10 protein-coding genes and 1 riboswitch are annotated in these 11,586 nt (G+C 64.9%); of the genes, 6 read left to right on the forward strand and 4 right to left on the reverse strand.

The annotated features are described in order from the left end of the window. Positions 1 to 7: 7 nt before the first annotated feature. The 3 genes from DXK50_RS04185 (at position 8) to glmS (ending at position 3,327) form a co-directional block, all read left to right on the forward strand. Positions 8 to 619, forward strand: coding sequence for a LysE family transporter (locus tag DXK50_RS04185; RefSeq protein WP_212629424.1), 612 nt, complete (start codon positions 8 to 10; stop codon positions 617 to 619). A 73-nt stretch (positions 620 to 692) separates the two neighbouring features. Then, positions 693 to 1,463, forward strand: a complete 771-nt coding sequence (locus tag DXK50_RS04190) for a DeoR/GlpR family DNA-binding transcription regulator (protein WP_212629425.1) — start codon at positions 693 to 695, stop codon at positions 1,461 to 1,463. Between the two features lie 13 nt (positions 1,464 to 1,476). Next, positions 1,477 to 3,327: a glutamine--fructose-6-phosphate transaminase (isomerizing) gene (gene glmS / locus DXK50_RS04195; protein WP_212629426.1), complete on the forward strand. Its 1,851-nt coding sequence runs from the start codon at positions 1,477 to 1,479 to the stop codon at positions 3,325 to 3,327. Between the two features lie 52 nt (positions 3,328 to 3,379). Here glmS and map read toward each other — a convergent pair whose 3' ends face one another. Next, entirely contained in the window at positions 3,380 to 4,159 is a 780-nt protein-coding gene (gene map / locus DXK50_RS04200; protein WP_212629427.1) for a type I methionyl aminopeptidase, read from the reverse strand. Continuing rightward, complete coding sequence (locus DXK50_RS04205) at positions 4,156 to 4,368, reverse strand: ParD-like family protein (protein ID WP_090431653.1); 213 nt, start codon at positions 4,366 to 4,368, stop codon at positions 4,156 to 4,158. Before DXK50_RS04205 ends, map begins: the two co-directional genes overlap by 4 nt. A gap of 161 nt (positions 4,369 to 4,529) precedes the next feature. Here DXK50_RS04205 and DXK50_RS04210 point away from each other — a divergent pair, with 161 nt between their 5' ends. Next, positions 4,530 to 4,760, forward strand: coding sequence for a hypothetical protein (locus tag DXK50_RS04210; RefSeq protein WP_161864287.1), 231 nt, complete (start codon positions 4,530 to 4,532; stop codon positions 4,758 to 4,760). A gap of 221 nt (positions 4,761 to 4,981) precedes the next feature. Here the strand turns inward: DXK50_RS04210 and cobM are convergent, their stop codons facing one another. Beyond that, a complete protein-coding gene (cobM, locus tag DXK50_RS04215; protein ID WP_212629428.1) occupies positions 4,982 to 5,737 on the reverse strand; it encodes a precorrin-4 C(11)-methyltransferase in 756 nt (251 codons plus the stop codon). Further along, a complete protein-coding gene (locus tag DXK50_RS04220) occupies positions 5,734 to 6,171 on the reverse strand; it encodes a cobalamin biosynthesis protein (protein WP_212629429.1) in 438 nt (145 codons plus the stop codon). Before DXK50_RS04220 ends, cobM begins: the two co-directional genes overlap by 4 nt. A gap of 86 nt (positions 6,172 to 6,257) precedes the next feature. Continuing rightward, positions 6,258 to 6,452: riboswitch (cobalamin riboswitch) on the forward strand. A gap of 95 nt (positions 6,453 to 6,547) precedes the next feature. Between DXK50_RS04220 and cobW the strand changes: the two genes are divergently transcribed. Continuing rightward, positions 6,548 to 7,597 (forward strand): cobalamin biosynthesis protein CobW, encoded by a 1,050-nt coding sequence (cobW, locus tag DXK50_RS04225; protein WP_212629430.1) that lies wholly within the window; start codon positions 6,548 to 6,550, stop codon positions 7,595 to 7,597. 75 nt (positions 7,598 to 7,672) lie between these two features. Beyond that, positions 7,673 to 11,419 (forward strand): cobaltochelatase subunit CobN, encoded by a 3,747-nt coding sequence (gene cobN / locus DXK50_RS04230; RefSeq protein ID WP_212629431.1) that lies wholly within the window; start codon positions 7,673 to 7,675, stop codon positions 11,417 to 11,419. The last annotated feature ends 167 nt before the right edge of the window (positions 11,420 to 11,586 follow it).

Consider the following 11,586-nt stretch of genomic DNA (forward strand, 5'->3'; position numbering starts at 1 on the left):
GTCCCGTATGTTCGGTGTGACGGATTATGCCGCCTTCGTGGTGGCCTTCATCATCCTGCTGGCCATTCCAGGGCCGGGTAACCTGGCGCTGATCCTGTCCACCGGCAAGGGCGGGATTCGCGGCGGGCTGGCTTCGACCTTCGGCATCATCTTCGGCGACCAGGTGCTGCTATGGCTGGCGGTGGCCGGGGTCGCCGCGCTGCTCAAGGCCTATCCGGCGGCCTTCCATGTCGTGCAGTGGCTCGGTGCGGCCTACCTGATCTACCTTGGCCTGCGCATGATCCTGGCCAAGCCAGGCGCGGCGCCGACGCTGGACATCAAGCCGCGCCAATACCTGTGGCAAACCCTGGTGATCACCGTCTTCAACCCCAAGGCCATCATCTTCTACATGGCCTTCTTCCCGCTGTTCATCGACCCGCAGCGCCATCAGGGGCTGATTACTTTCGGTTTCATGGCCGTGACCATCATGGTGCTGACCTTTTTCTACGGCCTGCTAATCGTGCTGCTGACCCATTTTCTCGCCGAGCGCATGCGCGCCAACCCACGTATCGCGAGGGCTCTGGAAAAACTGGCAGGGCTGTGTCTGGTCGGCTTCGGGGTCAAACTGACGTTGAACTGACCGACGGACGCTTGCGGGCCTTTCGATCATATGTTTTGATTCGCGCCATTATCTTTCGAATCGAAACTTAAGCATGTCGAAGCGCAACACGCCGCAACGTCGTCACACTATCCTTGCCTTGCTTGTCGAGCAGGGCGAGGTGAGCGTGGACGCTCTGGCCCAGCACTTTGCCACCAGCGAAGTGACCATTCGCAAGGATCTTGCTGCCCTGGAAAAGAACGGCCTGCTGCTGCGTCGCTATGGCGGCGCCGTGCCGGTGCCGCAAGAGCTGATCAGCGAGCCGACGCAGCCCATCTCCCCCTACAAGCAGGCGATTGCCCGTGCCGGCGTGGCACGTATTCGCGAGCACGCGCGCATCATCATCGACAGCGGCACCACCACGGCGGCCATGATTCCGCAGCTTGGCTACAAGCCTGGTCTGGTGGTGATGACCAACTCGCTCAACGTGGCCAACGCCCTGCGCGATATCGAACACGAGCCGGTGCTGCTGATGACCGGCGGTACCTGGGATCCGCATTCGGAGTCCTTCCAGGGCCAGGTGGCCGAGCAGGTGCTGCGCTCCTACGACTTCGACCAGCTGTTCATCGGCGCCGATGGCATCGACCTGGAGCGCGGCACCACCACCTTCAACGAACTGCTCGGTCTGTCGCGGGTGATGGCCGAGGTGGCCCGTGAAGTCATCGTCATGGTCGAGAGCGACAAGATCGGCCGGCGCATTCCCAATCTGGAGCTGCCCTGGAGCAGCGTCCATACCCTGATCACCGACGAGCGCCTGGATGCCCAGGCGGCCGAACAGATACGCGCGCGCGGCATTCAGCTGATCCTCGCGCCGCTGGAAAACTAAAAAGGAGAGCCCCATGTGTGGAATCGTTGGCGCCATCGCCGAGCGCAATATCACCCCGGTCCTGGTCGAAGGCCTCAAGCGCTTGGAGTATCGCGGCTATGACAGCGCCGGTGTGGCGCTGCTGACCGAGCAGGGCGCACTGGATCGCCGCCGCCGCGTCGGCAAGGTCAGCGAACTGCAGGCCGCGCTGCAGGCCGAGCCGCTGGCCGGGCGTCTGGGCATCGCCCACACCCGCTGGGCCACCCACGGTGCGCCCAGCGAGCGCAATGCCCACCCGCATTTCTCCGGTCATGAGCTGGCCGTGGTGCACAACGGCATCATCGAGAACCACGAAGAACTGCGCGAGCGCCTCAAGGGCCTGGGCTACGTCTTCACCTCCGATACCGACACCGAAACCATCGTCCACCTGCTCGATCACAAGCTGCAGCAGCTCGGTGACCTCAGCGCTGCGCTCAAGGCCGCGATTCCGGAACTGCATGGCGCCTATGGCCTGGCGGTGATCTCGGCCCGCCAGCCGGATCGCCTGCTCGCCGCGCGCAGCGGCAGCCCGCTGGTGATCGGTCTGGGCCTGGGCGAGAACTTCCTCGCCTCCGATCAGTTGGCCCTGCGCCAGGTCACCGACCGCTTCATGTACCTGGAGGAAGGCGATATCGCCGAGATCCGTCGTGACGGCGTGCAGATCTGGGACGCAGCCGGCCAGCCGGTGCAGCGCGAAGCCGTGCAGTACCACGAAGGCGCCGAGGCTGCCGACAAGGGCGAATACCGCCACTTCATGCTCAAGGAAATCCACGAGCAGCCCAAGGTTGTGCAACGCACCCTGGAAGGCCGCCTGGGCAGCGACCACGTGCTGGTGCAGGCCTTCGGTCCGCAGGCGGCCGAGCTGTTCGCCAGGGTGAAGAACGTGCAGATCGTCGCCTGCGGCACCAGCTACCACGCCGGCATGGTTGCCCGTTACTGGCTGGAAGAGCTGGCCGGCATCCCCTGCCAGGTCGAGGTGGCCAGCGAATTCCGCTACCGCAAGGTGGTGGTGCAGCCCGACACCCTGTTCGTCAGTGTCTCGCAGTCCGGCGAGACCGCCGACACCCTGGCCGCGCTGCGCAACGCCAAGGAGAAGGCACCAGGGCAGGGCGGCTACCTGGCCAGCCTGGTGATCTGCAACGTCGGCACCAGCTCGCTGGTGCGCGAATCCGACCTGTGCCTGTTGACCCAGGCCGGCCCGGAAATCGGCGTGGCCTCGACCAAGGCCTTCACCACCCAGTTGGTCGGCCTGATGCTGCTGACCCTGGCCTTGGGCCAGGTGCACGGCAACCTGGACAAGACGCTGGCCGCCGAGCTGGTGGAAGAACTGCGTCGCCTGCCGACCCGCCTGGGCGAAGCGCTGGCCATGGACAAGACCGTGGAAAAGATTTCCGAGCTGTTCGCCGAGAAGCACCACAGCCTGTTCCTCGGCCGTGGCGCGCAATATCCGGTGGCCATGGAAGGCGCGCTCAAGCTCAAGGAAATTTCCTACATCCACGCCGAGGCCTACCCGGCCGGCGAGCTCAAGCACGGCCCGCTGGCCCTGGTGGACGCTGACATGCCGGTGGTCACCGTAGCGCCGAACAACGAGCTGCTGGAAAAGCTCAAGTCCAATCTGCAGGAAGTACGTGCCCGTGGCGGCGAGCTGATCGTCTTCGCCGACCAGCAGGCCGGCATGAGCAATGGCGAGGGCACCCATGTGGTGGCCATGCCGCATATCCACGACCTGCTCGCGCCGATCCTCTACACCGTGCCGCTGCAGCTGCTGTCCTACTACGTGGCCGTGCTCAAGGGCACCGACGTCGACCAGCCGCGCAATCTGGCGAAAAGCGTCACGGTCGAATAAGGCCGCCCAGAAAGAAAAAGCCCGTCCAGATGGACGGGCTTTCGCGTTTCTATCACACCGAAACGCCGCTCAGGTGCAGCTCTTCGGGGCGCAGCGTAAGCACACGAACGCCGTCGCGGGTGACCGCCACGGTATGTTCGAACTGCGCCGAGAGCTGGCCGTCACAGGTCACCACTGTCCAGCCGTCGCGCAGGGTACGGACATCCGCCTTGCCCTGGTTGAGCATGGGCTCGATGGTGAAGGTCATGCCTTCGCGTAGCGTCAGGCCGGTGCCGGCTTTGCCCCAGTGCAGCACTTCCGGCGGCTCGTGCATTTCTCGGCCAATACCGTGGCCGCAGTAGTCGCGAACCACCGAATAGCCGTGGGCGCGAGCGTGTTGTTCGATGGCATGGCCGATATCGCCGAGGCGGGCGCCCGGCCTCACGGCTGCGATGCCCTTGCACATCGCTTCATAGGTCACTCGGGCGAGCTGACGAGCCTGGTCCGACACCTCGCCGATCAGGTAGGTCTTGCTCGAATCGGCGATGTAGCCGTTCTTTTCCAGGGTGATATCGAAATTCACCAGATCACCGTCGCGCAGGACATCGTCGGCGCTGGGTACGCCATGGCACACCACTTCGTTGCGTGACGTGTTCATGGCGTAGGCGAAACCATACTGCCCCTTGCTCGCCGGACGCGCCTCGAGTTCCTCCACGATGTACTTATCCACAAGGTCATTGACCTGCAGAGTGGACATGCCGAGCAGATCCAGGTGATCCAGATAGCCGAACACGGACGCGAGCAATCTGCCGGACTCTGCCATCAGGGCGATCTGTTCGGGCGTCTTGCTCATGAGGCGTCCGCCATACGCGGTGGTACCGCCACGCCGGCCGCGCGCATCTCGGCGGCCATCACCTCATTGAAGCTCAGCGTCGGGTTCATCTCGCAGAGCATGCCGATGCGAATCCAGAAGCCTGCCTGGGCATTGATGGAACGGCCCGAGACGCTGCTCGCCCGGCGGATCTGGTCATGCAGCTCGTCATCGATATTGACGATACCCATGCTGATCTCCTTTATATGTTTCGTAAATGAAGCGTATATAAACATGTATCGGTTCAGTTCGCCAGCGGGGGCAAGTGGGGCCTTCTCATCCCTTACACTATCCGTCCGCCCGCCAGGCATTTCGGCAGGCGCACCCCTGACAGGCTGGAACGGGAGAACGGATGAAGCGCGCAGATGTGAAACGCAGAACGGCCGAGGGCGTTCTATTCGATACCCAGATCATGGCTAATCCGGCCAATACGGCTGAGTGGATCGTGTTTTTCAAGAAAGATGCCGGCCGCAGCTTCTTTCTGGTGGATGAAACCGAGCAGGTAGAAACCTTTGCCAGTCTGGATGAGCTGGTGCCGGAGCTGCGGATTCTGGGTATCAAGCGGGTTGAGGTGCAGCTCTGAGCAGTTGCTCACAGTTGCCGTGGATCAACATGTGGATATCCTCGTGATACCTGGCTGTAGGCCTTATAGATAGGGGCTTTCAGCGACTTGTACAGAAACTGTTCGCTAACATTCCGGTTGTCCACAGAGCGTTTGGATAAAAGGCTGGTTATCTTGTTGATAAGTAGCCGAAGGCCTTGTCTGGCAGGGCTTTCAGCGAACTGTACGGTTTCTCGCCAGGCTCAGTGGCTGCCGGGACGGTAGAGATGGCGATGAGTGGCGTCATAAAGCGTCGACTCGGCAAACGCACCGGGATCCAGTACCCGCCCGACAAGGATAAGGGCTGTGCGGCGAAAGCCCTTGGCGGCGACTTTCTCCTCGATATCGGTCAGGGTGCCTACCACCCAGTCCTGATCCGGCCAACTGGCCCTGTGGATAACGGCAATGGGGCAGTCGGCGCCATAGTGCGGCAGCAGTTCGCTGACGATAGCCGGCAGTTGGCGTACACCGAGATGGATGGCCATGGTTGCGCGGTGCCTGGCCAGGTCATGCAGCTGTTCGCCCTCGGGCATTGGCGAGGTGGTGCCATAGCGGGTGAGGATCACCGTCTGGGCGATATCCGGCAGCGTCAGCTCGGATTCCAGCAGCGCCGCGCAGGCGGCGGTGGCGGTGACGCCCGGGACGATCTCGAACGGAATGCCCAGGGCACGCAGTTCGCGAATCTGCTCGCCGATGGCGCCGTATAGCGAAGGGTCGCCGGAATGCACTCGCGCTACATCCTGGCCACGCGCATGGGCCTGATGCAGCAGGGTGACGATTTCTGCAAGATTCAGCTCGGCGGTATTCACTACCTGTTCGGCGCTGTGGCCTTGCAGCACCGCTTCGGGCACCAGCGAGCCGGCATAAAGGATCACCGGGCAGCTGCGTATCAGGCGCTGGCCCTTGACGGTGATCAGCTCGGGGTCGCCGGGGCCGGCGCCGATAAAGTAGACGGTCATGCGGGTTCTCTATCGAATATGGCCAGCGCGCAGGTGGCGCTGGCGCTGCGGGTTTTCTCGCCGAGCCGGCGCGGCGCTGTGCCTATCTTTGCCGCCAGCGCCAGGGCACAAGGCTCGGCTACGGCGGGGCTGCCGGCGGTGGCTTGGCTGAGGGCGCTTGCGCCTGTCGGCGTCTGATAGCCAGCCAGTTGCTCGGGCGAGAAGAACACCAGCTCCAGACCCAGATGTTCGGCCAGGCCGTGCAAGCCGGCTTCGTCGCGTTTGTGGGCGATGCTGGCCAGGCCCGCGAGATTGTCCACCGTCAGTTCATGCCGAGCCAGGCTGTGGATAAGCAGTTCGAGCAGCTCGTCCCGGCTGCAGCCGCGGCGGCAACCCAGCCCGGCGACGATCTGTGTCGGTAAGGCGGATGGGTGGTCGGAGGCAGTCGGCAACATGAGCAGTATTCGGGCTGAGCGGTGGCGTAGCTCATCATGGCACTTGCCAGCGGTCAACCGCGATTGACCGGCCGCCGCGGCCTGCGTAGCCTTCTCGCTTTTGAGGTTCTTCGCCGCCGAAGCGCGGCGAAGCTAAGAGGGAACAGGGTCGATGCCCTGGCTGCCCCCGCAACTGTGAACGGTTATGCCCTTCGTTAAACCACTGCCAATCGCGGGAAGGTGAAGGGATGCGCGCCGCGCAAGCCGTGAGCCAGGAGACCTGCCTCGACTGACCAGCCACTTGCTCGGACGGGGTGATCCGACGCGGCCAGCACGCCTCTGCGTGCCCGCCTGCGCGTACCCGTCCGCCGAACTTACCGACGCCACGGGGCCTTCCATGAAAACCCTCGCCAAACTGCCTGTCACCATCGTCACCGGTTTTCTCGGTGCCGGCAAAACCACCCTGCTGCGCCACCTGCTGGCCAATGCCGGCGGCCGCCGTATCGCGGTGATCGTCAACGAGTTCGGCGAGCTGGGTATCGATGGCGAGGTCCTCAAGCAATGCTCAATCGGCTGCAGTGAGGAGGAAGCCAATGGCCGCGTCTTCGAGCTGGCCAACGGCTGCCTGTGCTGCACCGTGCAGGAGGAGTTCTTCCCGGTGATGCGCGAACTGGTAGCGCGCCGTGGCGACCTCGACCATATCCTCATCGAAACCAGCGGCCTGGCACTGCCGAAGCCGTTGGTGCAGGCCTTCAACTGGCCGGAAATCCGCAACGCCTGCACCGTCGATGCGGTGATTACCGTGGTCGACAGCCCGGCGGTAGCTGCCGGCACCTTCGCTGCCTTCCCCGACCGGGTGGACGAGCAGCGCAAGCTCGACCCCAATCTCGACCACGAGTCGCCGCTGCATGAACTGTTCGCTGACCAGCTGGCCAGCGCCGACCTGGTGATCCTCAACAAGGCCGACCTGCTCGATGCCGAGGCGTTGGCCGCGGTGCGCGCCGAGGTGGCCGAGGAACTGCCGCCGGCGGTGAAGGTGATCGAGGCGCACGGCGGCGAGCTGCCGCTGGACGTGCTGCTGGGTCTGAACAGCGAAACCGAGCTGCATATCGACAGCCGCCGCACCCATCACGACGATGAAGACGAAGACCACGATCATGAGGAATTCGACTCGTTCCACGTGGAACTACCCGAAGCCGAGGAGGCGCGCCTGCTGACCGCGCTGAAGGCCGCGGTGGCCAAGTACGGCATTCTGCGGGTGAAGGGCTTCGCGGCGATCCCTGGCAAACCCATGCGCCTGCTGGTGCAGGGCGTCGGCCAGCGCTTCGACCGCCACTTCGACCGCGCCTGGCAAGCAGGCGAGCCGCGCCTGAGCCGCCTGGTAGTGATCGGCCAGCAGCTCGACCGCGCGGCCATTCAGGCCGCCCTGCTGGCCGCGCTGGCCTGAGTGATTGTGGGAGGGGCTTTAGCCGCGACCCGGTTCGCTGCCAGTCGCGGCTAAAGCCCCTCCCACAGAACGACTATGCACCTCCTGCGCACCCAGCCCGGCGCCCAACTGCCGGCCGACAGCATCGCCGACCTCGGCCAGACCCCGGCCGAGCTGGTGATCCTGTGTACCGGTGATTCGCACCTCTCACTGTTGGCCGAAGCGGCACGGCAGCTGCCGGAGGACTACCCCAGCCTGCGCCTGGCCAGCCCGGCACAGCTGAGCAACAACGCTTCGGTGGACTACTACGTCGAGCAGGTGTTGCAGCATGCCAAGGTCATTCTGATCTCGGTGCATGGCGGGGTCAGCTACTGGCGTTACGGGGTCGAACGTCTGGTTGAGCTGGGTGCGCGCGGTGCCACGGTGATCATGGTGCCGGGTGATGACAAGCCTGACCCGGAGCTGAGCGCCCTCGGCAACGTCGCTGAGGAAGACAGCCAGCGCCTCTGGCAATACCTGCGTCAGGGCGGGCTGGACAATGCCCGCCAGCTGTTTCGCTGCATCGGCAGCCGCTGGCTGGGGCGTGACGAGGCCTGGCAGGAGCCGCAACCGCTGCCGCGTGTCGGCCTCTATCACCCGCAGCACAGTCCAGTCACTCTGGCCGACTGGCGTGCGCAGTGGCAGCCGGACGCGCCTGTGGTGGCGCTGCTGTTCTACCGCAACCATGTGCAGTCGGCGAACACTGCCTTTGTCGATACCTTCTGCCAGCACCTGTTCGGCCAGGGCCTTAACCCGCTGCCGATTGCGGTGGCCAGCCTGAAGGAGCCGGCCTGCCTGGATCAGGTGCAGGCCTGGCTGGACGAAACGAACGCCGCGCTGATCATCAACACCACCGGCTTTGCCCTGTCCAACCCCGAGGCGCCGCAGGAGCGGGTGTTCCGCCGCGACATCCCGGTGCTGCAAGCCATCTGCTCGCTGGACAACCAGGCGCAGTGGCAGGCCAGCGCCCAGGGCCTGGGCTCGCGCGACCTGGCCATGCATGTGGTGCTGCCGGAGCTGGATGGCCGGCTGATCGGCACTGCCATCAGCTTCAAGGGCCTGGCCTGGCGCAGCGAACGCAGCCAGAGCGATGTGGTGTGCTATCAGGCTCACGAGCCGGGGATGGAATTTGTCGCCGAGCTGGCACGTAACTGGTGCCAGTTGGCGCTCAAAAGCAACGATCAGAAGCGAATCGGGCTCATCCTGGCCAACTACCCGACCCGCGATGGCCGCATCGGCAATGGCGTGGGTCTTGATACGCCGGCTGCCGCGCTGAATATCCTCCGCGCCCTGCAGGCGCAGGGCTACCCGGTGGATAACCTGCCGGACAGTGGCACCGCACTTGTCCACAGCCTGCTCGGCGGCGTCACCAATGATCTGGATGGACTGGACTCACGGCCCTGCGCGCAGAGCCTGGCGCTGGATGATTACCTAGGGTTTTTCCACAGCCTGCCTGAACAAAATCAACAAGCCGTGCGCGAGCGCTGGGGCGAGCCGCAGGACGATCCCATGTTCCGTAGCGGGCGGATGATGGTTGCCGGCTTACGCTTCGGTCTGACCTTCGTCGGCATCCAGCCGGCGCGCGGCTATCAGCTCGACCCGGCGGCGGTGTACCACGACCCGGATCTGGTGCCGCCGCACGGCTATATCGCCTTCTACGCCTGGCTGCGCACGGCCTTCGCCGCCGATGCGCTGATCCACGTCGGCAAGCACGGCAACCTGGAGTGGCTGCCGGGCAAGAGCGTCGGCTTGTCCGAGGGCTGCTGGCCGCAGGCGCTGATCGGCCCGCTGCCGAATATCTATCCCTTTATCGTCAACGACCCGGGCGAGGGCGCGCAGGCCAAGCGCCGCACCCAGGCAGTGATCATCGACCACCTGATGCCGCCTTTGACCCGTGCCGAAAGCTATGGCCCGCTGCGCGATCTGGAGCGCCTGGCCGACGAATACTATGACGCCAGCCAGCTCGACCAGCGCCGCGCCGTGGAGCTGCGTGGCGAGATTCTGGCCAAGGTACGCGAGGCCAGTCTTGACCGCGAGCTGGGCCTGCAACTCAATGACGATGCCGACAGCTGGCTGCCGCAGCTCGATGCCTACCTGTGCGACCTCAAGGAGTCGCAGATCCGCGATGGCCTGCACGTGTTCGGCGAATCGCCGGCCGGGCAACTGCGCCGCGACACCCTGCTGGCGCTGCTGCGCATTCCCCGTGGCGATGGCCAGGGTGCCAATGCCAGCCTGCTGCGCGCGCTGGCGCGCGGCCTTGAGCTGGGCCTCGACCCGCTGGATTGCGATATGGGCCAGCCCTGGGCGGGGCTGCGTCCCCAGGCATTACAGGCTGTGGATAACGGCCTTTGGCGCACCGTCGGCGATACCCGCGAGCGCCTGGAGCTGCTGGCGCTGGGGCTGATCGAACAGCGCCATGCAGGGGAGCGCAGCGAAGCCTTTGGCGCCGAGGTGGCGCTGATTCTCGATGGCCTGGCCGAGCATATCGCGCCGTTGCTGGATGCCTGCGGCGACGCCGAGATGGGCGGCCTGCTGGCGGCATTGGAAGGGCGTTTCGTGCCCGCCGGGCCGAGCGGCGCGCCCAGTCGCGGGCGCCTCGACGTGCTGCCTACCGGGCGCAACTTCTTCACTGTCGACGTGCGCCACCTGCCCACTCCTACTGCCTGGCGCCTCGGCGTGCAGGCAGCGGATCGCCTGCTGGAGCGCCATCTGCAGGACGAGGGCGACCACCTGCGCCAGCTCGGTCTGTCGGTATGGGGCACGGCGACCATGCGTACCGGCGGCGACGATATCGCCCAGGCGCTGGCGCTGATGGGCGTGCGCCCGGTTTGGCAGCCCGGCAGCCAGCGCGTCGAGCGTTTCGAGGTGTTGTCGCTGGAACAGCTCGGCCGCCCCCGGGTGGATGTCACCCTGCGCGTCTCGGGGTTCTTCCGCGATGCCTTCAGCAACCTGATTCGCCTGTTCGACGAGGCGGTGCAGGCGGTGATCGAGCTGGACGAGCCGGAAGACATGAACCCGCTGTCGGCGCGAGTCTGGCGTGAGTCGCTGGCACTCAAGGACAGCGGCCTAGATGAAGCCGAAGCGCGGCGCCAGGCCGGCTGGCGGGTGTTCGGCGCCAAGCCGGGCGCCTATGGCGCCGGGGTGCAGAACGCCATCGAGGAGCGCCTGTGGCAGAGCCGCGCGGATCTGGCCGAGGTGTATCTGAACTGGGGCGGCTACGCCTACGGCAGCGGCGCCGAGGGTGCACCCGCGCGGCAGCGCTTCGTCGAGCGTCTGGAACAGATGCAGGCGGTGCTGCACAACCAGGACAACCGCGAGCACGACATTCTCGATTCCAACGACTACTACCAGTTCCAGGGCGGCATGCTGGCGGCGGTGGAAACCCTGCGCGGGCTCAAGGTGGCCAGCTATCACGGCGACAACAGCCAGCCGGACACGCCACGCATTCGCAGCCTCAAGGAAGAACTCAACCGCGTGGTGCGTGCCCGCGCGGCCAACCCCAAGTGGATCGAAGGCATGAAGCGCCACGGCTACAAGGGCGCCTTCGAGCTGGCCGCGACCGTCGACTACCTGTTCGCCTTCGACGCCACCAGCGAGCTGGTCGATGACCACCAGTACGCGCTGCTCACCGATGCCTACCTGCTCGACAAGGACACCCGCGACTTTATCCAGCAGCACAACCCGGGGGCGCTCAACGATATCCTCGAACGCCTGCTGGAAGCCCAGCAGCGCGGCCTGTGGGAGTATCCCGGCGAGTACCGCGAAGCCTTGGAAAACCTGCTGCTCGATAGCGAGGAAAGCTGATGCGAGCGTTTTTTCTCCCCTCTCCCATTTATGGGAGAGGGGCCGGGGGAGAGGGTTCATCCGGCACCGCCGAGACCGTAGGGTGGGTTAGCCGCCTGTCATGGTTGCTGGCCAACTCGCTGAAGCGGGTGCGGCGTAACCCACCATTGGAGCTATACGGTATATCG

The sequence above is a fragment of the Pseudomonas sp. KB-10 genome, from assembly GCF_018221585.1.
Lineage (GTDB): Bacteria > Pseudomonadota > Gammaproteobacteria > Pseudomonadales > Pseudomonadaceae > Aquipseudomonas > Aquipseudomonas yangonensis.

What these genes read in the sequence shown, in the direction of transcription:
- DXK50_RS04185 (WP_212629424.1), top strand. Translation starts at nt 8, where the DNA reads ATGTTCGGTGTGACGGATTATGCCGCCTTCGTGGTGGCCTTCATCATC.
- DXK50_RS04190 (WP_212629425.1), top strand. Translation starts at nt 693, where the DNA reads ATGTCGAAGCGCAACACGCCGCAACGTCGTCACACTATCCTTGCCTTG.
- glmS (WP_212629426.1), top strand. Translation starts at nt 1,477, where the DNA reads ATGTGTGGAATCGTTGGCGCCATCGCCGAGCGCAATATCACCCCGGTC.
- map (WP_212629427.1), bottom strand. Translation starts at nt 4,159, where the DNA reads ATGAGCAAGACGCCCGAACAGATCGCCCTGATGGCAGAGTCCGGCAGA.
- DXK50_RS04205 (WP_090431653.1), bottom strand. Translation starts at nt 4,368, where the DNA reads ATGGGTATCGTCAATATCGATGACGAGCTGCATGACCAGATCCGCCGG.
- DXK50_RS04210 (WP_161864287.1), top strand. Translation starts at nt 4,530, where the DNA reads ATGAAGCGCGCAGATGTGAAACGCAGAACGGCCGAGGGCGTTCTATTC.
- cobM (WP_212629428.1), bottom strand. Translation starts at nt 5,737, where the DNA reads ATGACCGTCTACTTTATCGGCGCCGGCCCCGGCGACCCCGAGCTGATC.
- DXK50_RS04220 (WP_212629429.1), bottom strand. Translation starts at nt 6,171, where the DNA reads ATGTTGCCGACTGCCTCCGACCACCCATCCGCCTTACCGACACAGATC.
- cobW (WP_212629430.1), top strand. Translation starts at nt 6,548, where the DNA reads ATGAAAACCCTCGCCAAACTGCCTGTCACCATCGTCACCGGTTTTCTC.
- cobN (WP_212629431.1), top strand. Translation starts at nt 7,673, where the DNA reads ATGCACCTCCTGCGCACCCAGCCCGGCGCCCAACTGCCGGCCGACAGC.